The 23,632-nt window shown below is 75.5% G+C and carries 27 protein-coding genes; 16 read left to right on the top strand and 11 right to left on the bottom strand.

Features of this window, described 5'->3' with window-relative positions; translation table 11 throughout:
- Window positions 1–145 precede the first annotated feature (145 nt).
- On the top strand, window positions 146–934 hold the full coding sequence (locus tag FN207_RS13160; protein WP_281282139.1) for a GntR family transcriptional regulator: 789 nt from the start codon (window positions 146–148) through the stop codon (window positions 932–934).
- A gap of 191 nt (window positions 935–1,125) precedes the next feature.
- Entirely contained in the window at window positions 1,126–1,518 is a 393-nt protein-coding gene (locus FN207_RS13155) for a tautomerase family protein (RefSeq protein WP_110907244.1), read from the top strand.
- A 94-nt stretch (window positions 1,519–1,612) separates the two neighbouring features.
- On the opposite strand, the gene FN207_RS13150 is transcribed toward FN207_RS13155, so the two are convergent.
- Window positions 1,613–2,791 (bottom strand): FUSC family protein, encoded by a 1,179-nt coding sequence (locus FN207_RS13150; RefSeq protein WP_142458941.1) that lies wholly within the window; start codon window positions 2,789–2,791, stop codon window positions 1,613–1,615.
- Between the two features lie 380 nt (window positions 2,792–3,171).
- Between FN207_RS13150 and FN207_RS13145 the strand changes: the two genes are divergently transcribed.
- The gene (locus tag FN207_RS13145; protein ID WP_142458940.1) at window positions 3,172–4,629 is read left to right on the top strand and encodes a sugar porter family MFS transporter; all 1,458 of its coding nucleotides are present in this window, start codon (window positions 3,172–3,174) and stop codon (window positions 4,627–4,629) included.
- 79 nt (window positions 4,630–4,708) lie between these two features.
- On the opposite strand, the gene FN207_RS13140 is transcribed toward FN207_RS13145, so the two are convergent.
- From FN207_RS13140 to FN207_RS13130, 3 genes are all read right to left on the bottom strand, one after another.
- Window positions 4,709–5,140 carry a hypothetical protein gene (locus FN207_RS13140; RefSeq protein WP_142458939.1) on the bottom strand — a complete coding sequence of 144 codons (432 nt, stop codon included), beginning with the start codon at window positions 5,138–5,140 and terminating at the stop codon, window positions 4,709–4,711.
- Window positions 5,141–5,275: 135 nt separating this feature from the next.
- Window positions 5,276–6,133 (bottom strand): aldo/keto reductase, encoded by an 858-nt coding sequence (locus FN207_RS13135; protein ID WP_221888177.1) that lies wholly within the window; start codon window positions 6,131–6,133, stop codon window positions 5,276–5,278.
- Between the two features lie 58 nt (window positions 6,134–6,191).
- Window positions 6,192–7,025, bottom strand: a complete 834-nt coding sequence (locus FN207_RS13130) for an SDR family oxidoreductase (protein WP_142458938.1) — start codon at window positions 7,023–7,025, stop codon at window positions 6,192–6,194.
- 132 nt (window positions 7,026–7,157) lie between these two features.
- Here FN207_RS13130 and FN207_RS13125 point away from each other — a divergent pair, with 132 nt between their 5' ends.
- The 3 genes from FN207_RS13125 to FN207_RS13115 all read left to right on the top strand — a co-directional run bounded on the left by FN207_RS13125 (window position 7,158) and on the right by FN207_RS13115 (window position 9,890).
- Window positions 7,158–8,039, top strand: coding sequence for a helix-turn-helix domain-containing protein (locus FN207_RS13125; RefSeq protein ID WP_142458937.1), 882 nt, complete (start codon window positions 7,158–7,160; stop codon window positions 8,037–8,039).
- A gap of 33 nt (window positions 8,040–8,072) precedes the next feature.
- Window positions 8,073–8,498, top strand: a complete 426-nt coding sequence (locus FN207_RS13120) for an SRPBCC family protein (protein WP_142458936.1) — start codon at window positions 8,073–8,075, stop codon at window positions 8,496–8,498.
- Between the two features lie 165 nt (window positions 8,499–8,663).
- The gene (locus tag FN207_RS13115) at window positions 8,664–9,890 is read left to right on the top strand and encodes a PucR family transcriptional regulator (RefSeq protein WP_142458935.1); all 1,227 of its coding nucleotides are present in this window, start codon (window positions 8,664–8,666) and stop codon (window positions 9,888–9,890) included.
- A gap of 163 nt (window positions 9,891–10,053) precedes the next feature.
- Here FN207_RS13115 and FN207_RS13110 read toward each other — a convergent pair whose 3' ends face one another.
- A complete protein-coding gene (locus tag FN207_RS13110; protein ID WP_185938324.1) occupies window positions 10,054–10,470 on the bottom strand; it encodes a CBS domain-containing protein in 417 nt (138 codons plus the stop codon).
- Window positions 10,471–10,832: 362 nt separating this feature from the next.
- Between FN207_RS13110 and FN207_RS13105 the strand changes: the two genes are divergently transcribed.
- The 5 genes from FN207_RS13105 (at window position 10,833) to FN207_RS13090 (ending at window position 13,767) form a co-directional block, all read left to right on the top strand.
- Window positions 10,833–11,015, top strand: a complete 183-nt coding sequence (locus tag FN207_RS13105) for a hypothetical protein (RefSeq protein WP_142458933.1) — start codon at window positions 10,833–10,835, stop codon at window positions 11,013–11,015.
- Window positions 11,016–11,150: 135 nt separating this feature from the next.
- A complete protein-coding gene (locus FN207_RS26680) occupies window positions 11,151–11,276 on the top strand; it encodes an RGCVC family protein (RefSeq protein WP_221888176.1) in 126 nt (41 codons plus the stop codon).
- A gap of 298 nt (window positions 11,277–11,574) precedes the next feature.
- On the top strand, window positions 11,575–11,910 hold the full coding sequence (locus FN207_RS13100; RefSeq protein ID WP_142458932.1) for a TraR/DksA family transcriptional regulator: 336 nt from the start codon (window positions 11,575–11,577) through the stop codon (window positions 11,908–11,910).
- A 46-nt stretch (window positions 11,911–11,956) separates the two neighbouring features.
- Window positions 11,957–13,240 (top strand): NAD(P)/FAD-dependent oxidoreductase, encoded by a 1,284-nt coding sequence (locus FN207_RS13095; RefSeq protein WP_142458931.1) that lies wholly within the window; start codon window positions 11,957–11,959, stop codon window positions 13,238–13,240.
- Between the two features lie 53 nt (window positions 13,241–13,293).
- Window positions 13,294–13,767 carry an STAS domain-containing protein gene (locus tag FN207_RS13090; RefSeq protein ID WP_142458930.1) on the top strand — a complete coding sequence of 158 codons (474 nt, stop codon included), beginning with the start codon at window positions 13,294–13,296 and terminating at the stop codon, window positions 13,765–13,767.
- Window positions 13,768–13,849: 82 nt separating this feature from the next.
- On the opposite strand, the gene FN207_RS13085 is transcribed toward FN207_RS13090, so the two are convergent.
- Together FN207_RS13085 and ygiD are read right to left on the bottom strand one after the other, a co-directional pair.
- Complete coding sequence (locus tag FN207_RS13085) at window positions 13,850–14,215, bottom strand: hypothetical protein (RefSeq protein WP_142458929.1); 366 nt, start codon at window positions 14,213–14,215, stop codon at window positions 13,850–13,852.
- Between the two features lie 143 nt (window positions 14,216–14,358).
- Entirely contained in the window at window positions 14,359–15,237 is an 879-nt protein-coding gene (gene ygiD / locus FN207_RS13080; RefSeq protein WP_221888175.1) for a 4,5-DOPA-extradiol-dioxygenase, read from the bottom strand.
- Between the two features lie 345 nt (window positions 15,238–15,582).
- Here ygiD and FN207_RS13075 point away from each other — a divergent pair, with 345 nt between their 5' ends.
- The gene (locus FN207_RS13075) at window positions 15,583–16,977 is read left to right on the top strand and encodes an MFS transporter (protein ID WP_185938323.1); all 1,395 of its coding nucleotides are present in this window, start codon (window positions 15,583–15,585) and stop codon (window positions 16,975–16,977) included.
- Between the two features lie 69 nt (window positions 16,978–17,046).
- On the opposite strand, the gene FN207_RS13070 is transcribed toward FN207_RS13075, so the two are convergent.
- Window positions 17,047–17,625 (bottom strand): hypothetical protein, encoded by a 579-nt coding sequence (locus FN207_RS13070; protein ID WP_142458927.1) that lies wholly within the window; start codon window positions 17,623–17,625, stop codon window positions 17,047–17,049.
- 44 nt (window positions 17,626–17,669) lie between these two features.
- Here FN207_RS13070 and FN207_RS13065 point away from each other — a divergent pair, with 44 nt between their 5' ends.
- The 3 genes from FN207_RS13065 to FN207_RS13055 all read left to right on the top strand — a co-directional run bounded on the left by FN207_RS13065 (window position 17,670) and on the right by FN207_RS13055 (window position 20,096).
- Complete coding sequence (locus FN207_RS13065; protein WP_185938322.1) at window positions 17,670–18,131, top strand: MarR family winged helix-turn-helix transcriptional regulator; 462 nt, start codon at window positions 17,670–17,672, stop codon at window positions 18,129–18,131.
- 343 nt (window positions 18,132–18,474) lie between these two features.
- Window positions 18,475–19,686 carry an MFS transporter gene (locus FN207_RS13060; RefSeq protein ID WP_185938321.1) on the top strand — a complete coding sequence of 404 codons (1,212 nt, stop codon included), beginning with the start codon at window positions 18,475–18,477 and terminating at the stop codon, window positions 19,684–19,686.
- On the top strand, window positions 19,683–20,096 hold the full coding sequence (locus FN207_RS13055) for a nuclear transport factor 2 family protein (protein WP_142458924.1): 414 nt from the start codon (window positions 19,683–19,685) through the stop codon (window positions 20,094–20,096). Before FN207_RS13060 ends, FN207_RS13055 begins: the two co-directional genes overlap by 4 nt.
- Before the next feature lie 9 nt (window positions 20,097–20,105).
- Here FN207_RS13055 and FN207_RS13050 read toward each other — a convergent pair whose 3' ends face one another.
- On the bottom strand, window positions 20,106–21,314 hold the full coding sequence (locus tag FN207_RS13050; RefSeq protein WP_142458923.1) for an FAD-dependent oxidoreductase: 1,209 nt from the start codon (window positions 21,312–21,314) through the stop codon (window positions 20,106–20,108).
- Window positions 21,315–21,439: 125 nt separating this feature from the next.
- Here FN207_RS13050 and FN207_RS13045 point away from each other — a divergent pair, with 125 nt between their 5' ends.
- A complete protein-coding gene (locus FN207_RS13045) occupies window positions 21,440–22,096 on the top strand; it encodes a TetR/AcrR family transcriptional regulator (protein WP_246066026.1) in 657 nt (218 codons plus the stop codon).
- On the opposite strand, the gene FN207_RS13040 is transcribed toward FN207_RS13045, so the two are convergent.
- Both FN207_RS13040 and FN207_RS13035 read right to left on the bottom strand, forming a co-directional pair.
- A complete protein-coding gene (locus FN207_RS13040) occupies window positions 22,069–22,788 on the bottom strand; it encodes an alpha/beta fold hydrolase (RefSeq protein ID WP_142458921.1) in 720 nt (239 codons plus the stop codon). The two genes, FN207_RS13045 and FN207_RS13040, sit on opposite strands and share 28 nt — an antisense overlap.
- An 80-nt stretch (window positions 22,789–22,868) precedes the next feature.
- Window positions 22,869–23,495: an antibiotic biosynthesis monooxygenase gene (locus FN207_RS13035; RefSeq protein WP_142458920.1), complete on the bottom strand. Its 627-nt coding sequence runs from the start codon at window positions 23,493–23,495 to the stop codon at window positions 22,869–22,871.
- Between the last annotated feature and the right edge of the window lie 137 nt (window positions 23,496–23,632).

The following is a 23,632-nucleotide window of genomic DNA, read 5'->3' as shown; positions in this document are numbered from 1 at the left end:
GTCGTCCTGCGGTGCCTGCAGACTGTGCGCCACGGCACACGGCGGCGTCAAGACTTTGTCAGGACATAAGGACAGCAGCACGTCGGGACGTGTTGATGCCCCGACGTGGTGAGGCCGGACCGGGCCGCCGGGTGCGAGGATGCCGGTGGCGCCGCCGCTGGGCGGCGTCGCGCCGGGCCCGGACGAGGAGGACCAGGTGGCCGTCACGCCGGCCTTCGACATCGACCGCTCCAGCCCGACCCCGCTGTACTTCCAGCTCTCGCAGGCCATGGAGCGGGCCATCGCCGACGGCACCCTGCCCGCCGGGTCGAAGCTCGAGAACGAGCTGCTCCTCGCCCAGCACTACGGTCTGTCCCGCCCCACGGTCCGCCGCGCCGTCCAGGAGCTCGTCGACAAGGGCCTGCTCGTGCGCAAGCGCGGTGTGGGGACCCAGGTCATCCAGCCCCACGTCCGACGGTCGGTCGAGCTGACCAGCCTCTACGACGACCTCGCGCGCGGCGGCGAGGCGCCGTCGACGGAGGTCCTCTCCCTCGAGCGGATCCCGGCGGCCGCCGACGTCGCGCTGGAGCTGGACGTCCCCGCGGGGGAGGAGGTCGTCGCCCTCCGGCGACTGCGCCGCACCCGGGGCGAGCCGCTGGCCATCCTGACCAACTACCTGCCCGGGCGGTTCGAGCCGACGCTCGACCAGCTCACCGAGCGCGGGCTCTACCAGTACCTGCGCAGCCAGGGCGTCCACCTGCGTGTGGCGCACCAGCGGATCGGGGCGCGGCTGGCCCGCGCCGACGAGGCGCGCCTGCTCGACGAGAGCCCGCGCTCGGCGCTCCTGACGATGCAGCGCACGGCGTTCGACGACAAGGGCGCCCCCGTGGAGCACGGCCGGCACGTCTACCGCGCCTCCCGCTACGACTTCGAGACGACGCTCGTCGGTCGCTGACGCGCCGAGCCCCTCGTCGCCGTCCTGCCCCTCCAGGCCCGCCAACCCCCCTGTCCGGGGCGCCCGGGTGGCCGGGACCGCTGCTGCCTGGGCGTTCCGTCACGGCTCTTCACAAAGTCCTAATGTCCTGACATAGTCCTCGGCCATGTGGTCGGCGTCACGCCGGCGACACCACGCCGAGGGAGGCCCCCGTGCCTTTGGTCCGCATCGACGTCGTCGAGGGACGGCGCAGTCCCGAGGAGCTCCGACTGCTGGCCGACACGGTCCAGGAGGTCCTGCTCGACGTCTTCGCCGCTCCACCCCGGGACCGCTACCAGGTGATCACCGAGCACCGGCCCGGGCACCTGATCTGCGAGGACACCGGGCTGGGCATCGAGCGCAGCGACGACCTGGTCGTGCTCCAGGTCGTCCAGCAGGGGCGCTCCGACGAGCAGAAGCGCGCCCTCTACGCGGGACTGTGCCGGCGGCTGGGCGAGGTCACGGCCCTGGCGCCCGGCGACCTCGTCGTCTCCGTCGTCGGCAACACCCGGGCGGACTGGTCCTTCGGACTCGGCCGGGCCCAGTTCCTCGACGGCGACCTCTGACCCGGGTCCCCCGGGACCCGTACCGCTCGCGTCCGATAGGAGGGAAGACGTGCACCCACGGACCCCGGTCCTCGCCGACCGCGACCCCGCGGCGTCAGGACGGACGGCGGCCCAGGCGCATCCGGTGCGCCGACCTCGGCGCCCGGTCCTCGACGAGGACTGCCGGGGCCTCCACCGACGGCCCGGGACCGAGCTCGTCGACCATGCGGTCGACGGTGGTGAGCAGTGCGGAGTTCAGCTCCCACAGCCCCGTCCTGCTGCGCGGGTCGCCGATGAGGAGGTCCGCCACGAGCGCCCTACCGCTGGCCATGGCCGTGAGCGACGCGGCCAGCCGCGCCTGCCCGGTGCGCCGGGCCTCTCCGGGCTCGGCAGTCAGGACCCCGCCGAACTCTCGGACCACGCTCCCCATCCGCGCGAGCAGGCTGGCCGTGGTGCGCCGGACGGTGTCGGCGTAGTCGGCGTCCTCCTGGACCCCGGTCCGCTCACGGGTGGCGTCGTCGATCGCGCGGAACAGCGTGCGCACGGACACCGACGTGTACTCCAGGGCGTCGAGGCCGGTGCGCACCCCGGCGGTGCCCCAGGGGGACCGCAGCGCCCGGACGTTGAGGCGGCGGCTCTCCTCGGCGTGGGCGAGCGCCCGGTCCAGCCGCGGGACGTGCCGGTTGAGTCGCCGCGCGTCCTGCAGCCACCGTGTGGACTGCTCCGGGGTGACCGGCCCGGCCACGAGGGTGGCCGCGGCGTCGTCGAGCAGCGCGGCGATCTCGCCGGCGAACCGCTCGACCGACCGGACCGCGTGCCGGGTCTGCACGGCCGGCGGGAACAGCACGTTGACGAGCATCCCGACGGCCGCGCCGATGAGCGTCTCGAGGACCCGGTCGCCGCCGACGGACCCCGCGCCCACGGCGCCCACCCCGAGCACCAGCATGGCGCTGATCGGCACCTCCACCAGGTGCGGCCCCAGCCGGAGGACCTGGCCCACGAGGATGGCGGCGGCGACCAGCGCCCCCAGGCTCCACCAGGTGAGGCCGACGACGGCGACGAAGGCCACCGCCAGGGCCACACCCGCCACCACGCTGAGCACCCGCTGGACACCGTTGACCAGGGTGCTGGTGAGCGTCGCCTGCACGACCAGCAGAGCGGTGAGCGCCGCGATCAGCGGCGGGGGCTCGTGGAGCCCGGCCAGCTGTGCGACGAGGAAGGCGGCCACGGTCGCCCCGGTCATCCGCAGCGCGCGGAACGCCGCGGTGCGGCCGCGCCGGCGGACCAGGCGCACCGAACCCGCCACGAGTCCGCGGACGGACGTCGGTCCGCTCCGGCGCCAGGCAGCCACGTACCGATCCTCCGGGACGCCGGCCCAGGGCGTCGTCCGGCTCGCCGACCACCGCCCCGCGCCCTGACCCCGCGCGTCCCACGGGTCCGCTCCGCACCCGCCGGTGCCCCGGCCTCCCGGCCGTGGACCCAGGTCCGCCGACGCGCCCCGTGCGGTCGGCCGCGCGGCCGGGATCCCGCTCCCGTGCCGCCCCGACCTCCCGACCCGTGCGCGCGGACCCGGCGTCCGCAGGACCGGCACCCCCGTCCCGAGGGGGAGCCGCGACCACCCACATGCCACCTCCACCCGGGGCCCTGACGGCCTCCTCCCCGAAAGAGCGGCACATGTCGATCCACTCGTCCTCCGGGACGCCCAGCACGGTGCAGCGATCACCCGCCCACAACCGGTTCCTGGTCAAGCTGACGGTGATCTCCACGCTCGGAGGTCTGCTGTTCGGGTACGACACCGGGGTCATCTCCGGTGCGCTGCTGTACATGAAGGACGACCTCGCCCTCACCACCTTCACCGAGGCCGTGGTCGTCAGCTCGCTGCTGTTCCCCGGCGCGGCGTTCGGCGCCCTGCTCGGCGGCAAGCTGGCCGACAAGCTCGGCCGCAAGGGCAGCCTGCTCGTCTGCGCCGGCCTGTTCCTCTTCGGCGCCCTCATCTGCGCGCTGGCGCCGAACGTGGCGGTCATGACCACGGGGCGGATCCTGCTGGGCTTCGGCGTCGGTGCCGCGGCGGTGACGTGCCCGCTCTACCTCGCCGAGATGGCACCGGCCGACCGCCGCGGCCGCATGGTCACCATCAACGAGCTGATGATCGTGACCGGCCAGTTCCTCGCCTTCGCGATGAACGCGGCGCTGGACGCCGTCATCGAGGACGCCAACGTCTGGCGGTGGATGCTGGGCATCGCCACGATCCCCGCGATCGCCCTGTTCGTCGGGATGTTCTTCCTGCCGGACTCGCCGCGCTGGTACGCCGTGCGCGGGCGGTACGAGGAGACCCGGCGCGTGCTCAACCTGAGCAGGGACCCGGCCGAGGCGGCCGAGGAGTACAACGTCATCGCCGAGCACGCCAAGCGGGACACCTCCGAGGACAAGGGAGCGGCCCTGCGCGACCTGCGGGCCTTCCCCTGGATGCGGCGGATCCTGTGGCTGGGGTGCGGGCTGGCGACGGTGCAGCAGGCGACCGGCATCAACACGGTCAACTACTACGCACCGACCATCCTCGAGTCGACCGGCCTGGGGGCGAGCGCGTCGCTCATCCTCACGATCACCGTCGGCGTCGTCGCCATCATCGGCACGATCCTGGGGATCGTCCTCATCGGCCGGCACAACCGCCGGCCGCTCCTGATCACCGGGTTCACCGGGGTCGCGGCCGGGCACGCCGTGCTCGGCCTGTCCTTCCTGCTCCCGGAGTCGTCGTTCCGGAGCTACCTGATCCTGGCCGCGATGCTGCTCGTCGTCTTCTTCGTGCAGACCTTCATCGGCACGCTGGTCTGGCTGCTGCTGTCGGAGATCTTCCCGATGACGATCCGCGGGTTCGCCATGGGCATCGCGGTCTTCGTGCTGTGGACGGTGAACGCGGCCATCTCCTTCGCGTTCCCGCCGCTGGTGGCCGCGCTGGGTGCCAGCCTGACCTTCGGGCTCTTCGCCCTGATCAACGTCGGCTCCCTGGTCTTCGTCACGAGGTTCGCGCCGGAGACCCGGGGTCGTTCGCTCGAGGAGCTCGAGGACGACTTCCGGACGCACGACCTGACCGAGGTCGCCCGGGAGGCCCCCGTCAGCGTCCGCGGCGGCTGAACCGCCTCAGCAACGGCCTCAGCAACGACGGTGCCCGCCACCCTGTCCGCCGGGGTGGCGGGCACCGTCGTCGGCCGGCTCAGAGCAGCCGGGGGAGCGGCCGGACGACCAGCCGCTCCTCGACCGGCCGGCCGTCGAGGACCAGGCGCGCCCGCCAGACACCGGAGGTCCGCAGCGGGGTGATCGGATCCCCCTGCGCGAGACGGCGGAAGGTGTCCCGGGCCTCCTCGGCCGTGGCGTAGGCCTCCCACCGCGGGACCCGCTGCAGCGGCCCCAGGGCCTCGATGCGATGCGGCTGCCGGGCGTCGTCCGGTGGGGAAGCGGGCTCCTCCGGGACGACGGCGGACAGCCGCGGCCGGCCCAGCACGTACTTGCCGTTGCGCCGCACGCCGAGCCAGTCGTAGTGGCCCGTGGCGAGCTTGGCCCACAGCACCTCGGGCTTCCGGCACTGCTCGAGCACGGCGTACAGCTGCTGGCCGAGAGCGGCCTGGGCGTGCGAGCGGTGAGGCATCGCGCCGATCGTAGGCTCCCGGCCGGCGCCCGGCCGGGGTCACGCGGAGACGGCCGACTCCGCTTCCCGGCCACCCCGGCGGCCGCCGTCGGGTTGTCGACGGTCCTGGGACGAGCGTGCCCTTCCCCGCGCCGGTCAGCCGAGCCGGTGGGTGCCGAGCCGGCTGACGACGGCGGGGTCGCGGTGGTCGAAGAACAGCGAGGCGCCGGTGTCCAGGGTCGCGATGCGGGCCATCTCGTCGTCGGTCAGCGCGAAGTCGAAGACGTCGATGTTCTCGCGCATCCGCTCGGGCCGGACGGACTTGGGGATGACGACGACGCCGCGCTGGACCAGCCAGCGCAGGACGACCTGGGCGACGGACCGGCCGTGTGCGGCGCCGATCCCGCTGAGCGTCGGGTCGGTGAACAGGCCGTTGCGGCCCTCGGCGAAGGGGCCCCAGGACTCGATCTGCACGCCCCGTTCGCGCATGAGCTCCTGGTAGTCCGCGCGCTGGAAGAAGGGATGGGTCTCGATCTGGTTGACGGCCGGGGGAACCTCGTTGTGGTCGATGAGGTCCACCAGCCGGTCGGGGTGGAAGTTCGACACCCCGATGGCCCGGACGAGGCCCTCGCGCTGGAGCCGCTCCATCGCGCGCCAGGAGCCGTAGTAGTCGCCGAACGGCTGGTGGATCAGGTAGAGGTCGAGGTGGTCGAGGCCGAGGCGCTGCAGCGACGTCTCGAACGCGCGGCGGGCGGCGTTCTCGCCTGCGTCGGAGACCCACAGCTTGGTGGTGACGAACAGTTCGTCGCGCGGGATGCCGCCGGCGGCGAGGGCGCGGCCGACGGCCTCCTCGTTGCCGTAGGCGGCGGCGGTGTCGATGTGGCGGTAGCCGGCGGCGAGGGCGTCGGTGACGGCCTGCTCGGTCTGCTCGGGCGGGATCTGGTAGACGCCGAAGCCGATGATCGGCATCGGCACGCCGTTGTCCAGGGTGACCTGGGGGATCTGCGGGGACATGGGCGGAGCCTTCTCCTGGAGTGGCGGCGGCGGGGGGGTGGGCAGGGTCGGCCGGGGATCAGACGCCGAACTGCCAGCGGCCGGCGCGCAGGGCGGCGATGACGCCGCCGTCGATGAGCAGGTCGGTGCCGGTGATGAACCCGGCGTCGGGGCTCAGCAGGAACGCGGCGGCGGTGGCGACCTCGTCGGCGGTGCCCACCCGGCCGGCGGCGGATACCTCGATCATCCTGCGGTAGCCCTCGGCGCCCGGGCCGGACATCTCGTCGCGGGCGAGCGGGGTGAGGATGATCCCGGGGCTGAGGCAGTTGACCCGGGCGCCGCGGTCGCCCCAGGTCACGGCGGCGGCCTGCACGCGCAGGTGGTTCGCCTGCTTGGAGATGGCGTAGGCGGCGCCGGAGTCCGGCACCGCGTCGGGTGCGAGGACCGGCAGCGCGAGCAGCTCCTCGACCGGGGTGGAGGCGAGGGCGTGCGCGGTCTCGGGGTCCAGCGGCGGGGGCATGTGGCCGGCCATGCTGGAGACGTGCACGCCGGCGCCGCCGGGGGCGATGACCTCGCCGAACTCCTCCAGGACGACGGCGGTGCCGTAGAGGTCGACGGCCAGCACCGCCTCGGCCGGGGCCTGCACCGGGGAGACGCCGGCGGTACTGATCACCTGGACGACGTCGCCGAGACCGGCGGCGGTCCGCGCCAGGGCCCGCACCGACGCGGCGTCGGACACGTCGACCACCTGGGTGGTCACGGTGTGGCCGGCGTCCTCCAGCGCGGTCTTGGCGTTCTGCAGGTTGGTCTCGTTGGAGTCGGCGAGCAGCACGTGCTTGCCGGCGCCGGTGCGGCGGGCGATGGCCTGCCCGATGCTGCCGGCGCCGATGACGACCTGGACGGCGGTGTTCATGGGGTCTCCGTCGTGTGCGGGGAGGCGGACGACGTCGAGACAACCCCTGCGCCCGCGGGCGTGGCAGGACCTGTCGTCGGGTGTACTGACAGGGCACCCCACCCGGGTCGCGCCCGGCCTACCGTCGGATCCGTGGACGCCGACCAGCTGCGCGCCGAGGTGCGCGACTTCCTCGTCACGCGCCGCGGCCGGATCACGCCGGCCGAGGCGGGCCTGCCCGTCCACGGCGGGCTGCGGCGGGTCCCCGGCCTGCGCCGCGAGGAGCTGGCGATGCTCGCCGGCCTCAGCGTCGAGTACTACTCCCGGCTCGAGCGGGGCGGTCTGCGCGGGGTGTCCGAGGCCGTGCTCGAGTCGCTGGCACGGGCGCTGCGGCTGAGCGAGGCCGAGCGCGCCCACCTCTACGACCTGGCGCGGGCCGCCAACGCGAGCGCCGGCGGCCGTCGGCCGGTGGTGCCGCAGCAGATCCGCCCCGGGGTGCAGCGCATCCTCGACTCGATGACCGCCCCCGCGCTGGTCAGCAACGCCCGCATGGACTACCTGGCGGCCAACCGGCTCGGCCGCGCGCTGTACGCGCCGCTGTTCGACTCGCCGGTCGGCACCAACGCCGCCCGCTTCCTGCTGCTGGACCCGCGCGGCGCCGACTTCTACCCGGACTGGGACCGGGCGGTCGACGACGTCGTCGCGCTCATGCGCACCGAGGTCGGCCGCAGCCCGTTCGACAAGGTGCTCACCGACCTCATCGGCGAGCTGTCCACGCGCAGCGAGACGTTCCGGGCGCGCTGGGCGCGGCACGACGTCCGCCTGCACCTGACCGGGACCAAGCGGCTGCGCCACCCCGTCGTCGGCGACCTGGACCTGCGGTTCGAGACGATGGAGTTGCCCGCCGACCCGGGTCTGGCACTGCTGCTCTACACCGCCGAGCCCGGCTCGGCCTCCGAGCAGGCGCTGACCTTCCTCGCCAGCTGGGCGGACACCCGGGACCGCTCGGCCCCCGCTCCCGACGGCGTGCGCTGACCGCATCGGGTCCGCCCGGAGCAGGATGACCCGGTGGAGCAGAGCACGAGGATCGACGTCGCGGCCCCGGTCGGGCGGGTCTGGGAGGTGCTGCGCGAGGTCGAGCGGTGGCCGGAGTGGGCGCCGACGGTGACCTCGGTGCGCCGCCTCGACGACGGGCCGCTCGCCGTCGGGTCCCGGGTCCGGGTGGAGCAGCCCCGGATCCCCCCGACCGAGTACGTGGTGACCGAGTTCGAGCCGGGCCGCTCCTTCACCTGGGTGGCCACCGGCCCGGGCGTCCGCACCACCGCCCGGCACCTGCTCGAGGAGCTCGGCGCCGGCGGCACGCGCGTGACGCTGGCGGTGGAGCAGGCCGGGCCCGTGGGCCGGGTGATGGGGCGGTTCTACCGCGGCCTCACCGACCGCTACCTGACGGCGGAGGCCGAGGGGATCAGGGCGAGGAGCGAGGGGCGGGTCTGACGTCCGGCCGCGCGTCGTCCACGGCCGGCCGCCTCATCGGGCCGGCAGGACTTCTCCGCCGGATCGGGCACCGGGGTCGTCGAGGGCGACGGCGCGCACCGGCTGCCGCGGCCGGCTGGGGCAGACTGGGCCTGCCGATCGTCGGCAACGACGTGAGGAGGGGACATGACCGCCAGCCGGCCCGGGTCGCGTCCCGGCCGGCCGGGGACGCCGTCGGCCTCCGACGACTGGCTGGCCCCGGTCGCGGCCTCCGCGGCGAAGGCCTGCCACGCGCCGGCGGACCTGCTCGGCGAGTACCTGCCGCTGCTGGCCGACGCCGCGATCAACGGTCGGCGCCCGGACGCCTGGGAACTCGACGCCGTCCACGAGATGGGCCGCCGCGCGGCCGCGCAGGGGATCGGCGCCCGCCGGGCGGTGGACCTCTACCTGTCCGCGGCCTGGCGGCTGTGGCGGCAGCTGCCGGTGGTGGCGCGCTCCTCGGACCCGGAGAAGGTCCGCCGTGCCGCCGAGGCGGTGCTGCGGGTGCTCGACGACGCCGTCGGCGTGCTCGTCGACGGGCACCAGTCCGAGCGGCGGGACATGATCCGCCGCGAGGAGGCGCAGCGGGCCGAGTTCGTCGACGACCTGCTGCGCGGTGACGCCGACGTCGCGTCGCTGGTGGAGCGCGCCGAGCCGTTCGGCGTCGACCTGGGCAAGCCCCACCACGTCGCGCTGGTCGCACCGCGCGACGGCGGCGGCGCGGTCGATCGTGTGGCGATCGCCCTGGAGCGTGCGGTGGTCGAGCGCTTCGGCGACCGGGAGGTGCTGGTGGCCACCAAGGACGGCCGCGTGGTCGTCGTCGTCCCGGGCGGATCCGCCCCGGGTGCCCCGCGCGACGGCGTCGACGTGGGCACGGCGCTCCAGCAGGCACTGGAGCGGCGCCGGCTCGCCGGCCGCTGGCGTGTGGCGGCCGGACGCGCCTTCCCCGGCGCCTACGGCGTCGCCCGCTCCTACGAGGAGGCCCTCGAGGCGCTCACCGTCGCCGACCGGCTCGGCCTCGACGCCGACGTCGTCCACTCCCGCGACCTGCTCGTCCACCGGGTGCTGGGCCGTGACCAGGCGGCCATCGTCGACCTGGTGCGCGACGTGCTCACGCCGCTGGACCAGGTGCGCGGCGGCGCGGAGGTGCTGCTGGAGACCCTGCAGGCGTACTTCGACGCCGGGGAGGTGGCCACCGAGGCCGCCCGCGGGCTGCACGTCTCGGTCCGCACGGTCACCTACCGCCTGGCACGGGTCGCCCAGCTGACCGGACACCGCGTCTCCCGGCCCGACCAGCGATTCGCGCTGCACGCGGCGGTGCTGGGCGCCCGGCTGCTCGACTGGCCCGCCACGCCGCTGCCCCCCGAACCCTGAGCGGTCCGGGGAGTCCGGGACGGGACGGGACGGGGTCCTGCGGGCCGGGGTCCTGCGGGCCGGGGTCCGCGGAGGTCCGGACGGCGCCGGACGGCCAGTCCCAGCGCCACGCCGACGACCAGGGCGGCCAGGCCCACGCCCACCGCGGTGGCGCCCACCGCACTCACCGCTCGGCCCCCGACCGGGCCGGGGACCGCATCGGCGGTCCTCCCCACCCGTCCGACGTGGCCAGTCCCGCCAGGTGCCAGAGGGTGACGAGGCCGGCCAGCCGCCCGTCGTGGTCGACCACGGGCACCGCGTCGGCCCCCGCACCGAGCATCGTCCGGGCCACCGTCGCCGCGTCGTCGGCCCCGCGCACCCGGGGCCGGGTACGTCCGCGCACCAGGGCGTGCACCGGCGTGCGGTGCGCGCCCAGTGGTCCCGGCGGCCACTCGAGGGCGATCGTGCGGTCGTCGAGCACCCCGACCGGGCGGCGGCGGTCGTCGACCACGACCAGGTGCCGGGTGCCCGTGGCCTGCAGCAGGTCCCAGGCGGTCCACAGGGAGGCGTTCTGCTGCACCGTCGCGGGGGAGCGGGTCATCAGGTCGGCGGCGGTCCTGGCGCGGCGCTCGGGTGCCCGGGCAGGAGCCGGGCCGCCGCGTGCAGCCTCCCGCTCCCCGGGCGCTGCGCCTGCTCGGGGGATGGCCGTCGGGGCACGGTGGGCCAGGGTGGTCATCGCGTCGTCCTCTCCGCTGTCGGGTTCCTCGAGCCCTGACGGTGCGCCGGGGACGCCGGCTTCTCGACGCCCTCCGCAGGACGAGTCGTGCGGCGGCCGGTTGCCGGGCACCGGCAGCCACCACGCCTCCGGATCGGCCGGGCGGAGCCGTGGGCGGCGTCGACGACCCCGAGCACCCTGGGAGGTGCATCCGGAGTGGATGCCCGACCAGTGAGAGGGAGACCGACGTGCAGATCACGCTCCTCCAGAGACCCGTACCGGCGCCGCCCCTCGTGGTGGTGGACCTCCCGGCCGTCCCCGGCGACGGGCCCGCGCCCCGCGCGGCCGCACCGGACCGCCGGTCGGTCGACGTCGTCGAGGAGTGGGGGCTGCAGTCCTTCCCCGCCAGCGATCCGCCGGCCAACTGGTGACGCACTCACCCCACCCGTCCGGACCACCCGCGACTCCTGCCCCGACCAGCCCGAGGAGGGCCCGTGCCCGTCCCGACGACGACCGCTGCCCGCCCCGGCCGACCGGAACGGCCGGCGGGGGCCACCGCTCCGTCCGTGGACGACCCGGCGTGCGGCGTGTGCCCGCACCGAGTCGACGACCACGACGCGATCGCGCTGCGCTTCTGCCGGGCCACCCTGGCCGGGGCGCTCGACCGGGGCTGCGTCTGCCGCGCCGGGTGAGCACTGACGGGGGAACGCCGCTCGCCCTCCCGGGCCCCCGTCCCCGCTCTTGCCGGTCGTCGGCAGGGGAACCCGGTCCCGGTTCGCCGGTGGCCGACCTGTCCGGGCCCTGGCGGGACGGACAGGGTGGCGGTGAGCGGGATGCGCCTCCCCGTGCCGGTCGCGGCACGTCCGCGCCCTCGCCGATGACCGGCGGGGTGCTGCCGCGGAGGCGCTGACCCACGACCGAGCCGACCGACCTGCGGGGACGTCTCACCGACCGGTGAGCAGGGTCCCTGCGTTCCCGGAGGAGTGCACCATGTCCGTCACCATCCCCTCGCCGGCCGCGACCCCTGCGGGTCCCGCGACGACGTGGGACGCGTTCCGGGCCCTGCTCGAGCAGCAGCGCGCCGACTGCGTCCGCCAGCGGGAGCTCGCCCTCGCCGAGGCGGCCACGTCGGTGCCGGACCCGGTGGCGATGCGGCGTGCGGCCGCCCTGCTCCTGGTCGTCGACGAGATCGACGCGGCGCTGGACCGGATCGCCGAGGGCACCTACGGGGTGTGCGTGCACTGCGGCGTCGACATCCCCGCCGAGCGGCTGGAGTTGCGGCCGTTCGCGGCCGGCTGCGTCACCTGTCAGGCGTCGGCGCGCTGAGCGGCCGATCCGTTCCGCGGCTGCGGCCGTGGGGGGAGGAGGGGGCATGGCCGTCGAGGGCTCCGGATCCGGGCCGGCGTCCGTCGCCGGTGCACCGCGGCAGGTGGCCGTCGTCGGCGCCGGCATGGTCGGGCTGTCGTGCGCCTGGTTCCTCCAGGAGGCCGGCGTCCAGGTCACCGTCTACGACCGCGACGGCGTGGCCGCGGGTGCCTCGTGGGGCAACGCCGGCTGGCTGACGCCGGCGCTGACCGCGCCGCTGCCCGAGCCGGCGGTGCTGCGCTACGGGCTGCGGGCGGTGCTCAGCCCCCGCTCGCCGGTGTACCTGCCCCTGCGTGCCGATCCGACGCTGGCCCGGTTCCTCGCCGGGTTCGTCGCGCACAGCACCGCGCGGGCGTGGCGGCGCGGCATGGCCGCCCTCGTGCCGCTCAACGCGCGGGCGCTGGAGGCGTTCGACGCCCTCGCCGCCGGCGGGGTGCCGGTCCCCACCCAGCGGGCGGAGCCGTTCCTGGCCTGCTTCCGGACCGCACGCGAGGCCGAGCGGATGTGCGCCGAGCTCGGGCACGTCCGCGACGCCGGGCAGACAGCGGGCTCCCACCTGCTGACCGGTCAGCAGGTGCGCGCGATGGAGCCGACGGTGACCGACCGGGTGGGCGCCGCGGTGCACATCTCCGGCCAGAGGTACCTGCACCCGCCGGCGTTCCTCGCCGGCCTCGCCGCCGCGGTGCAGGCCCGCGGCGGCCGGGTCGCGCAGGCCGCCGACGTGGTCGACCTGCGGCTGCGCGCCGGCGGGGTCACCGTCGTGACCGCCGACGGCGAGCGGTCGCACCACGACGCCGCCGTGCTGGCGACCGGCGCCGAGCTCGGCCGGCTGGCGAAGCGGTTCGGGGTGCGACGCCCGGTGCAGGCCGGCCGCGGCTACAGCTTCAGCGTGCCGGTGCGGCGCATGCCCCGGGGCCCGCTCTACCTCCCCACCCAGCGGGTGGCGCTCACGCCGCTGGGCGAGCGCCTGCGGGTGGCCGGGATGATGGAGTTCCGCCGCCCCGGCGACCCGCTCGACCCCCGCCGCGTCACCGCGATCGTCGAGGCCGTCCGGCCGTTCCTGGACGGGGTGGACCTCGACGACCGCCACGACGAGTGGGTCGGCTCCCGCCCCTGCACCCCCGACGGGCTGCCGCTGCTGGGGCCCACCGCCTCCCCCCGGGTGTTCGTCGCCGGCGGCCACGGCATGTGGGGCATCGCGCTCGGCCCGGTCAGCGGGCAGCTGATCGCCCGGGCCGTGCTCGAGCGGGAGGTCCCGCCCGAGCTGGCCCCCTTCGACCCGCTGCGCTGAACCCGTGCTCCCGTCCGTCGACGGACGGGTTCCTCCCTCCCCTGGAGCTCCCCGTGCCGCACACCTCCCGTCTCCGGTCCGATCCCGGGCCGGAGCACCTGCTGTCGGTCACCGCCGTTCCCGACCCCCGCCCCGGCCGCGTGGTCGTCGAGGTCGTCGGCGAGGTGGACGCCTGCACCGCCCCGGTGCTGGACGCCTGCCTGCAGTCGCAGGCGGGCCGGACCGGTGTCCGAGAGCTCGTCGTGTTCCTCGGGCAGGTGACGTTCCTCGGCGGCGCCGGCGCCGGCGTCGCGGCGCTGGCCGAGGCCGACCGCCGCTGCCGGACACGGGGCGCCCGGCTGGTCGTCCGCACCGGTGGACGCCGCGCCGTGCTGCGTCCGCTGCAGCTGACGGGGCTGGCCGGCCGGGTCGCCGTCGATCCGGCCGGAGGCGAGCCGGCGCGGCCGCGCGGCCCGCGGACCGGAGCGCGCCGGGGGACGCGGACGCGCCACTCGCCGGCGTGGCGCTCCCGTCGGGTGTGCCGCTGAGCCCGGCCGGCCGCCGTCGGGCCGCCGTGCGGGAGGGCTCAGGAGCGCCCGGTTGCCGGGGACGGGCACCGGAGGCCGATGCTCACCACTCGCCGTCCCGGAGCGGCACGCTCCGCTGCCGGGACGTCGCCCACTGCACGCTCCCCGTCGACGACGGGCGCTCGGCGGGGGGAGCCTGACCGGTGAGCTCCGGCCAGTAGCGCCACAGCGCCCAGCCGAGGACGGTGGCGGCGCCGAGGGCCAGCCCGGCGACCGTCGCGCCGAACAGCACCAGGAAGATCGCGATCCAGGCACTCGCGGCCACCCAGCCGGGCGCGTCCCCCTGCGCACGCCGGGCGCGTGCCCGCACGTAGGCCGCGGCCCGTCGCTCGGCGGCGGTCTCCTCGGCGGTCTCCGCCCAGAACCGCTGGACGTCGTCCCAGACCCGCTGTTCCTGGTCGTTCCGCACCCTGCACCTCCTGTGGTCGCCTCGACCATCCCGCTTGCCGGCGGCATCCCGCCACGGGGCCGATCGGCCGAGTGCGGCGCACCGGAGTTGCCGACCGCCGGCAACGAGCTCCGAGAGGGTCCGCGGCCCACCGTCCGCACCCGTCAGATGTTCGAGCCGTCCGGCGGGGTGCCGGCCGGTGGCTGCGGAGCGCCGCCGCCGGCGGTGCCGACCGGGCACGTGAGACCGAGGGTGTACGCCGTCATCGACAGCGACCCGTAGGCGTAGCCGTCGACGAGCACGTCGGTGGAGTCGTTCTCGGCGGCACCGGCCAGACCGGCCAGGTACAGGGCGGGGATGAAGTGGTCGGGGGTGGGGACGGCGTTGCGGTAGTCGGCGTGCGCGTCGAGCGTGGCGAACTCGGTGGGGTCGGTGAGCATCCGCTCCTTGGCGTCCTGGTCGAAACGGTGCGCCCAGTCGTAGCCGTGGTCGGTGAGCTCCCAGTCCATCCCGCGCAGGTTGTGCACGACGTTGCCGCTGGCCACGATCAGCACCCCGCGCTCGCGCAGCGGCGCCAGCCTGCGGCCCAGCTCCAGGTGGTGGTCGAAGTCCTTGAAGGCGTTGATCGACAGCTGCACGACGGGGATGGAGGCGTCGGGGAAGGCGTGCACGAGCACCGACCAGGTGCCGTGGTCGATCCCCCAGCTGTCGACGTCGGCGCCGACCCAGGTCGGGTGCACCACGTCGCTGACCTCGTCGGCGAGCGCGGGCAGACCGGGGGCGGGGTACTGCACGTCGAACAGGGGCCGGGGGAAGCCGTAGAAGTCGTGGATGGTCCGGGGCCGCGGCATCGCGGTCACGGCGGTGGCGTTGGTGTACCAGTGCGCGCTGATCACGAGGATGGCGCGCGGCCGGGGCACCGCCTGGCCGAACGCCCGCCACGCCGAGGTGTAGCGGTTGACCTCGAGGGCGTTCATCGGGTTGCCGTGTCCGAAGAACGCGGCCGGCATCACGTCACCCGGTGGGGTCGGAGCCTGCGTCATGTCGCCTCCTGGCGCCCGGTCGTGGCGGGTCGCTCCTCCTCCAGCCGTCGGGGTCCGACGAGCCAGGGACGCCGCCATCGTGCCGCCGGCACCGTCCCAGGGACAGCAGTCCCGCCCCGGGACGCCGACCTGGGCGAAGCCGATCGACACCGGGAGGAGCGCCGGCGCGCCTGGCCTCCGCGAGCCGGCGGCAGTGAGTTCGACATCTGGACGGACCCACCGCGGCCGGGCTACTGTGCGTCCGGATTCCAAACCGACTGCGGAGGCCCGTCCATGGCACCAGGCACGAGGTCGTCCGCGTCCGCCGTCACCGGGCCCGAGCCGGGCGGGAGGACGGCGGCCGTCGTGGCGGTCCTGGCCATCGCGGTGTTCATGTCGAGCCTCGACCTGTTCATCGTCAACCTCGCGTTCCCCTCGATCGGGGAGGAGTACCCCGAGGCGGACCTGAGCTCGCTGTCGTGGGTGCTCAACGCGTACACGATCGTCTTCGCGGCGGTGCTGGTCCCCGCCGGCCGGTGGGCCGACCGGGTCGGGCGCCGGCGCGCCCTCGTCGCGGGGCTGGCCGTCTTCACGGCCGGGTCGCTGCTCTGCGGCCTGGCGCCGGGGGTGGGCTGGCTGGTCGCGGCCAGGACGGTGCAGGCGGTCGGGGCCGGCGTCATGGTCCCCGCGTCGCTGTCGCTCCTGCTGGCCGTGGTCCCGCAGGACCGGCGCGCCCGCGCGCTCGGGTCCTGGTCGGCGCTCGGCGCGCTGGGTGCGGCCCTGGGGCCGGTGATCGGCGGTGCCCTGGTCGAGATCGGCTGGCGCTGGGTCTTCTGGGTGAACCTGCCGGTGGGGGTCGTGGCGATCCTGCTCACCGTGCGCCTGGTGCCCGAGAGCCGCGACGAGGCGCGGGGGAGCCGCCCCGACCTGCTCGGCGCGCTGTTCCTCGCGCTGGCCGTCGGCCTGGTGGCCGGGGCGCTGGTCGAGGCGGCGGACCGGGGCTGGGCCTCGGGTGCGGTCCTGGGCCTGCTGCTGGCGTCGGTCCTGTGCGCGGCAGCGGTCGTGGTGCGCTCGCGCCGTCACCCGGCGCCGGTCCTGGAGCCGGCCCTGTTCCGGTCGCGGGCGTTCTCCGGGGCCGGCGCGGCGTCGGTGCTGTACTACGCGGCCTTCGGCGCCTTCCTCCTCAACACCGTCGAGTTCCTCACCGGGGTCTGGCGCTTCACGCCGCTGGAGGCGGGGCTGGCCATCGCGCCGGGGCCGCTGATGGTGCTGCCGTTCGCGCGGCTCGTCGCGCCCCGGCTGATCCCGCTGCTGGGCGGGGTCGGGCGGGTCGCCGCCCTGGGCTGCGGGGTCGGGGCCCTCGCCCAGGTGCTGTGGCTGGTGCTCCTCCAGACCGAGCCGGCCTACGCCACGCACCTGCTCCCGGCGCAGCTGCTCGGCGGGGCCGGGGTGGGGCTGGCCATCCCCTCGCTGTTGGGAGCCGGGAGCGCCGGCCTGCCGATGGCGAGCCTGGGCACCGGCAGCGGGATCCTGAACACGGCCCGGCAGGTCGGCACGGTGCTGGGCGTGGCCGCGCTCGTCGCGGCGCTGGCGGTCCCCGGCCCCGATCCGCTCACCGTGTTCCGGCACGGCATCGCCCTGACCATCGCCTTCTTCGTCGCGGCCGGCGTCGTCTGCGTCGCCGTCCTGGCCCGGCGCAGCCCACCGGCGGCCGCGGTCGCCGCGCCCCTCCCGGCACCGCCGGCCGCGGGAGCGGCCTGACCGGGTGTCTGCTCTCCCGTCGCGACCGGCCGGAGACGGACGAGACCTCGATCGGCTCTGTCGGAGCCCTCACCGGGAGGAGTCCGCAGTCCCAGCCCGAGTCCGGGCCGGGATCCGGAGCCGGTCGAGGCCGACGGCGAGGAGGAGGAGCGGAACGGCGAGGTAGGCCACGAGACCCGCGGCGCGCTTCGCCACGGTGGCGGCGCCTCCGAGGTGTGCGGGCAGGTCCGCGACGGCGGGCCACGTCGACAGGATGTTCCAGACGACCGCGTTCTCGCCGTAGTCGAGCACGGTCATCGCGATCGCGGGGATCAGCAGGAGGCGCCACCTCCGGCCCGGCAGGCGCCGGATCACCAGGGACGACACGAGCAGCAGGGCCAGGCCGCAGAGCAGCGGGTACACGAGGTCGAGCAGTTCCAGTCGGAGATAGGCCGCCCGTCCCTCGGTACCGCAGGCGGCGACCAGGTCGCGTGCATCCGCGGCGGTCCAGTGGCTGCGTACATCCAGGGCACTCCGCCCGTGGCAGGCCCGGGAGACCGCGCCGGTCAGGCCGGGCCAGCCGAACATGGCCAGTGCGCTGATCCCGTAGAGGACCCAGACAGCCAGGACCACCCGGCCCCGACCCATCGCGCGCCACGCCTCCACCACGACCTCCGATGCTACGATCTCGCAATACTTCTCTGGAGGAGATAGTGCGAAGTCGCAGCAGCTCTGTCAAGGACGACGATCTGTCGAACGTGCTCTTCGACACCTGGCTCACGGCCCGCGCCGCCATCGCGCTGCTGGACGGCGCGCTGGCAGGCACCGATCTGGACGCCGAGGACTTCGCCGTCTACTCCGTACTGCGCCAGGCCGGCGAGATCAGCCCAGGCGAACTCGCCCGGTGGATGTCCGCCCCGGCAACCACGGTCTCCAGCCACGTCAAGCGGCTGGTCGCGCGCGGGCACGTCCGGCAGGTTCCACACCCGGAGGACCGCCGGTCCTACCGCATCACGCTCACCGACGCAGGCCGGCGCGCTCACACCACGGCAGGCCGGGACTTCCTGTCCGCGCTGGCCACTGTCGAGGCCGCCCTCCCACGGCCCGCCAGAGACGTGCAGCAGGCGCTACGGGACCTGCACGCCGCGATCGGCGCGGCCGCCCAGCAGGCATGATCGCCCACGGAGAGCAGGTCGACAGAGCACCCCGGTCTGCCGCTGAGCACGCGGTGGTGGCGTCCACGCTGCGGTGAGGGCCGGCCGGGGTACGTCGGCGACGGCGGACAGGTGCCGAAAGGTGGTCGCGGTGCAAGCGACTCACGCCCTGGCCGGCCAGCTGCTCCGGCACCAGTTCGGTGGTGCGGTTCTCGTGCGTGGACGCGGGCACCACCCACCTGGTGGGACCGCTGGCCGGACGACCCGTCGGTGTCGCACACGGGGCGCCGCGGACGCCGAGGTGGTGGACTCGGCGCGACGGGCGGCTCCGGCGCGGTGCCACCCGCGGGCGGAGGTTGGGATCGTGCAGGTGCGGCCGCGGGTGCTGGTCCTGCTGGTGGCGCTCGCCTCCGCCGTCGCCCAGGCCTTCGGCCGCTTCACCTACGCGCTGCTGCTGCCGGCGATCGACCGCGACCTGCTGGGCTCCTACGCCGTCGCGGGGCTGGTCGCCACGGCCAACGTGCTCGCCTACCTCGCCGGGACCGTCGCGGTCAGCGCGCTGTCGCGCCGTGCCCGCCCGGCGCTGCTCATCCAGGCGGGCCTGGCCTGCAGCGCGGTCGGCCTGGGGCTGCTCACCCGCGCGCAGGGCGCCGCGGGCCTGGCCGTCGGGCTGACGCTGACCGGCGTGGGCGGCGCGTTCATCTGGGTGCCGGCGCCCGGGCTGGCCGGCTCCGTCGTGCGCCCCTCGCGCCGCGGCGCGGCGATCGGCGTCGCGGGGTCGGGCATCGGCGTGGGGATCGTGCTCGCCAGCGCCCTGACCTGGACCCTGCGGTCCTGGGGAGGCGACGCCTCCTGGCGCACGGTCTACCTCGTGGAGACGGGAGCCGCCGTCCTCGTGCTCGTGCTGTGCGTGGTCCTGCTGCGGCCGGCGCGGCACCGCGACGACGACGTCCCGGTGCGCGCCGGCGCCCTGCGGCGGGTGCCCGGCTGGATCGGCCTGACCGGCGGCTACGCCGCCTACGGCCTGGCCTACTCCGTCTACACCAGCTACCTGGTGACCGCGCTGGAGGACGACGCGGGCTTCTCGCCCGGTCACGCCTCGGCGGTCTACACGCTGGTCGGCATCGGCCTGGTCGCGGGCGGGGTCGTGCTCGGGCCGCTGTCGGACCGGTGGGGGCGCGGGCCCACGCTGGTCGGCGGCTACCTGGCCATGGCGGCGGCCATCCTGCTCGTGCCGCTGGGCGTCGAGCCCCTGGCGACGGTGTCGGCGCTGGGCTTCGGCCTGATGATGTCCGGCCTGCCGGCCGTCATCGCCGCCCACCTCTCGGACTCCCTGACCCCGCGCGAGTTCGCCGGGGCCTTCGGGCGCTGCACGCTGGCCTTCGGCCTGGCGCAGCTGTGCGGGCCGCCGCTGGGCGGACTGCTCGCCGAGACGTCGGGCTCGTTCCTCGTGCCCTTCCTCCTCGCCGGGCTCGTCGCGGCGGTCGGCGCCGCGCTCAGCGTCGACGTCCTCCGCGCGACGGCCGCGGGGGTGCACGATCGGGGCCTGCGCAGCCGACGAGGAGGAACCCCGTGATCGACGACGTCATCGCCCGCTGGCACCGGTACATGGAGGGCGGGGACCCGGCCGCCCTCGACGACCTGCTCGCCGACGACGTCGTCTTCTACTCACCGGTCGTCTTCACCCCGCAGCGCGGCAGGGAGGTCACCGCGCGGTACCTCGCCGCCGCGGCCGTCGCCCTGGCCGGCGACGCCACCGCCGACGGCCCGGGCGGGGCGTTCCGGTACACGAAGGAGGTCCTCGCCGGGGACACCGCGGTCCTGGAGTTCGAGACGAGCGTCGAGGGCAAGTACGTCAACGGCGTCGACATCGTCCGCTGCGACGAGGCCGGGCGGATCGTGGAGTTCCGGGTGATGGTGCGTCCCCTGCAGGCGATCCAGACCGTCCACGAGCAGATGGGCCGGCGGCTGGCCGCGGGCGCCTGACCGGCGCGCTCAGTCGGTCATCAGCGCGAGCTGCCGGTTGATCTCGCGCGGGTTGCTGTCGCCGGCGACCTTCTGCAGGAACGGCGTGTGGTCGAAGACCAGGTCGCGCAGCGGCCGCAGCGGTGCCGGCGCGTGGTGGAAGACCTTGCCCAGCAGGTAGGCCTGCTGGACCTGGCGGGCGGTGTGCGGCTTGCGCGGGTCCTCGTAGGACTGCAGGGCCCGGGAGACGGCGGCGGCGTCGGGAAGGTCGACGCCGGTGAGCGCCCGGCCGAGGAAGTAGCCGTCCTCGATCGACATGCCGGCCCCGTAGGCCGCGTACGGCGACGTCGGGTGCGCGGCGTCGCCGACGAGGGTGGCGCGCCCCCTCGACCACTGCCGCAGCGCGGGGCGGTCGCGCAGCACCCAGCGCTGCACGTCCCCGGGGTCGGTGGCCGCGATCAGGCCCGGCAGCGGCGCCGGGAACCCCGCGGCGAGCGCGGTGGCGGCGGCCTTCAGGTCGGCCGGCGCGGGGGCGTCGGGGTCGGTGGCGGTGAGCACCCACCACTGGTGGCCGTCGCGCCCCCGGTTGCGGATCGACGTCCAGGAACCCTGGACCGTCGCGCTGTGGGTGAGGACGCACCGGTTGGGCTCTGTCCCGGGGACGTCGGCGAAGGTGAACCCGCCGAAGATGTGCAGCCGGTGCTCGCGCTTGGGCGCGTCGCCCCAGAGGGTCCGGCGCACCAGGGAGTCGATGCCGTCGGCGCCGACGAGGACGTCGTGCTCGGCGGTGCTGCCGTCGGCGAAGTGCAGCGTGACCGCGCGGTCGTCCTGCTCGATCCGCTCGACCTGTACGCCGAAGCGGATGGTGCCCGGCGGGATGGCGGCGAGCATCCGCTCGTAGAGCTCGGGCCGCAGCAGTCCGATGAAGCCGCCGCCGTACTCGCGCTTGACGTCCTCGTCGAGCTTCACCCGGACCCGCACCCGCCCGCGGAGGTTGCGGAACTCCGAGTCGGTGGGGGCGCCGAGATCCTCGGTGTCGACGCCGAGCGCGCGCAGCGCCTTCAGCGGCGGTGGCCACAGGTTGAGGATGTTCCCGGCCGGCCGGGCCTCGCGGTAGCGCTCGTACACGACGACGTCGTGGCCGGCACCGATCGCGCCGAGGGCGGCGGCCATGCCGGCCGGGCCGGCGCCGAGCACGGCGACACGACCGGCGACACGGCCGCGCGGGGGAGTGGTCATCGCAGATCTCCTGGTGTCCGAACCGTAGTGAGCACTACGCTCTGTGGGAGAGGATGTGGTCCGGCTCACCGCCGTGTCAAGGACCGCGTCCGCCGGCCGGCCGGGGAGGGCGGGAGCATGGGTCCGTGAGTGCCGCCGCGGAGACGTCGCTGGAGGTCCGGCCGCCGCTGCAGCGGCGCAGCCGGGAGGCCTGGAACCGGGTGCTCGACGCCGGGGTCGCGCTGCTCGAGGACGGCGGCTACGACGCGTTCACCATCGCGGCGGTCTGCGAGCGCGCCGGCGTGGCGCCGCGCGCCCTGTACGCGCGGGTCGACACCAAGGACGCGCTGTTCCTGGCCGTGTACGAGCACGGCATCGCCCGGCTGCGGGCCGGCCAGGAGGTCTTCGCCGACGACGCGCGCTGGGACGGGCTCGCCGCGGCGGACCTGGTGCGCGGCGCGGTCGCGGAGATGGTGGGCGTCTCCCTGCGCCACGCGCGCTTCCTGCAGGCGGTCGTGCTGGTGTCGGCGGCCCACGAGGAGGTCCGGCGCCGGGGGTCGCGGTACGGCGAGGAGCTCGGGGAGGGCTTCGCGCGGGTGGTGCTGCGGGCGCGTGCCGAGATCGGGCACGAGGACCCGGAGGCCGCCGTCCGCTCGGTCTTCGGCACGGTGTTCGCCACGTCGGTCATCCGGGTCGCCTACGGCCCCGCCTTCGCCACGCCGGTCCCGGTGGACGACGAGCGGTTCGTCGCCGACCTGGGCGAGACGGCGGTGCGCTACCTGCTGGGCGCCGCCCCCGGCTGACCGGGCTCCGCGGCCACGGCGGCGACACGCCCCGCGACCACGCCGGCGACCGCGTCGGGGCGGGTGGCCAGCGGACTGTGGCCGCACACCCACTCCACGGTGCGCGTGGCGCGCGCGGCCATCGCCCGCTGACGCTCCGGGTGCACGACCTCGTCGGCGGTGCAGACGACGGAGGTCGAGGGCACGCTGCGCCAGGCGATCGCCTCCGGGACGCCGCGGAACACCCGCCGGCCGACCGGGCGCAGGCGTGCCACGGCCGCCGCGGTGACGTCGGCCGGGGCGTCGCCGTAGAGCAGCCGCGCGCCGAGCACCGGGTCCAGCCCGACCTCGTCGCCGTCGACCACCATCGCCTCGGCCAGGCGGGTGTCGGGCAGGTCGGCGAACCGGGTGCGGCTCACCGACTCGCCGTCGTCGAGCTGGAAGGCGGCGACGTAGACCAGCTCGCGGACCAGCGGGTGCGCGCCGGCCGCGGTGACCACCGCGCCGCCGTAGGAGTGCCCGACCAGCACGGCGGGCCGGCCGGCGGCGTCCAGCGCGGCGCGCACGGCCGCGGTGTCGGCGGCGAGGTCGGTGAGGGGCAGGTCGACGGCGACGCTGTCGACGCCGCGGGCCGACAGCGCGGCCCGGACGTCGTCCCAGCACCAGGCGCCGTGCCAGAGGCCGTGCACGAGGACGGCGAGGGGAGGGGTCATCGCGTCCAGGATGGCACCGTCCGCCCGACGGGCCGGGCCGCTCCGACGGGCTCGGGAACGGCGCCGGTCCCCAGCGGGGGTCAGACGGTCTCGGGTACCCGCAGGTGGGCGAGGACGACCTCCATCTCGGCGACGTCGAGGACGTCGATGCCCATGATCCTGACTGCCTCCTCGCGCAGGGTGCGCGCCTGTTCGCGCGTCTCCTCCAGGTGCGTGCGGCCGTCGAGGACGACGGTGCCGACGGCGCGCCCGTTCTCGCGGTCGATCAGCAGGCTGAGGCTGCAGAACCCGGGCATCTCCTGGATCCGCGGCATCAGGCTGGTGCGGTACATGTCGAGCACCTGGTCGACCGTCGTCGGGTCGGCGCGGGTCCAGGTGATCCGGGCGCAGGCGCCGTCCCCAGCCGCGTGCTCGCGGTGCAGGACGGCGATCTCCCACTCCTGCACCTCGAGGTCCTCGCCGGCCCCGAAGGTGTCCATCAGGCGCTGGCGCATCGGCGCGACGCGATCGGCGCTGGCCCGCATCGACTGCTGGTCCTCCCAGGCCGACGTCGCGATGCACCGGCCGCTCTCGCGGTCGCACATCATCGACAGGCCGACGCAGCCGTCCATGTCCCGCACGGCCGGCCAGACCTCGTCCCGCACGTAGGCGATGGCGTCGTCGAGGGAGCCGGGGGTCCCGGCGATGGTGGTGGATCGGGCGTACATGACGCCCTCCTCTCGGACCGGCGGCGACGCCCCTGCGGCACCGCCGCACCGGTCGAGCCTCCTCCCTGGCGGGACGCCGGACAACGGCCCTCCGCGCGGGGCCGCAGGCTCCCTGACGCGGCGCCGGAACCGCACGC

Origin of the sequence: Geodermatophilus aquaeductus (assembly GCF_900182545.1) — a bacterium.
Lineage (GTDB): Bacteria > Actinomycetota > Actinomycetes > Mycobacteriales > Geodermatophilaceae > Geodermatophilus > Geodermatophilus aquaeductus.
This window is presented reverse-complemented; position numbering and strand designations above follow the sequence as displayed.

Excerpts from the sequence above, each read along its gene's own strand:
- FN207_RS13145 (WP_142458940.1), top strand. The coding sequence starts at position 3,172 with ATGTCGATCCACTCGTCCTCCGGGACGCCCAGCACGGTGCAGCGATCA.
- FN207_RS13140 (WP_142458939.1), bottom strand. The coding sequence starts at position 5,140 with ATGCCTCACCGCTCGCACGCCCAGGCCGCTCTCGGCCAGCAGCTGTAC.
- FN207_RS13135 (WP_221888177.1), bottom strand. The coding sequence starts at position 6,133 with ATGTCCCCGCAGATCCCCCAGGTCACCCTGGACAACGGCGTGCCGATG.
- FN207_RS13130 (WP_142458938.1), bottom strand. The coding sequence starts at position 7,025 with ATGAACACCGCCGTCCAGGTCGTCATCGGCGCCGGCAGCATCGGGCAG.
- FN207_RS13115 (WP_142458935.1), top strand. The coding sequence starts at position 8,664 with ATGACCGCCAGCCGGCCCGGGTCGCGTCCCGGCCGGCCGGGGACGCCG.
- FN207_RS13110 (WP_185938324.1), bottom strand. The coding sequence starts at position 10,470 with ATGACCCGCTCCCCCGCGACGGTGCAGCAGAACGCCTCCCTGTGGACC.
- FN207_RS13100 (WP_142458932.1), top strand. The coding sequence starts at position 11,575 with ATGTCCGTCACCATCCCCTCGCCGGCCGCGACCCCTGCGGGTCCCGCG.
- FN207_RS13095 (WP_142458931.1), top strand. The coding sequence starts at position 11,957 with ATGGCCGTCGAGGGCTCCGGATCCGGGCCGGCGTCCGTCGCCGGTGCA.
- ygiD (WP_221888175.1), bottom strand. The coding sequence starts at position 15,237 with ATGACGCAGGCTCCGACCCCACCGGGTGACGTGATGCCGGCCGCGTTC.
- FN207_RS13050 (WP_142458923.1), bottom strand. The coding sequence starts at position 21,314 with ATGACCACTCCCCCGCGCGGCCGTGTCGCCGGTCGTGTCGCCGTGCTC.
- FN207_RS13040 (WP_142458921.1), bottom strand. The coding sequence starts at position 22,788 with ATGACCCCTCCCCTCGCCGTCCTCGTGCACGGCCTCTGGCACGGCGCC.
- FN207_RS13035 (WP_142458920.1), bottom strand. The coding sequence starts at position 23,495 with ATGTACGCCCGATCCACCACCATCGCCGGGACCCCCGGCTCCCTCGAC.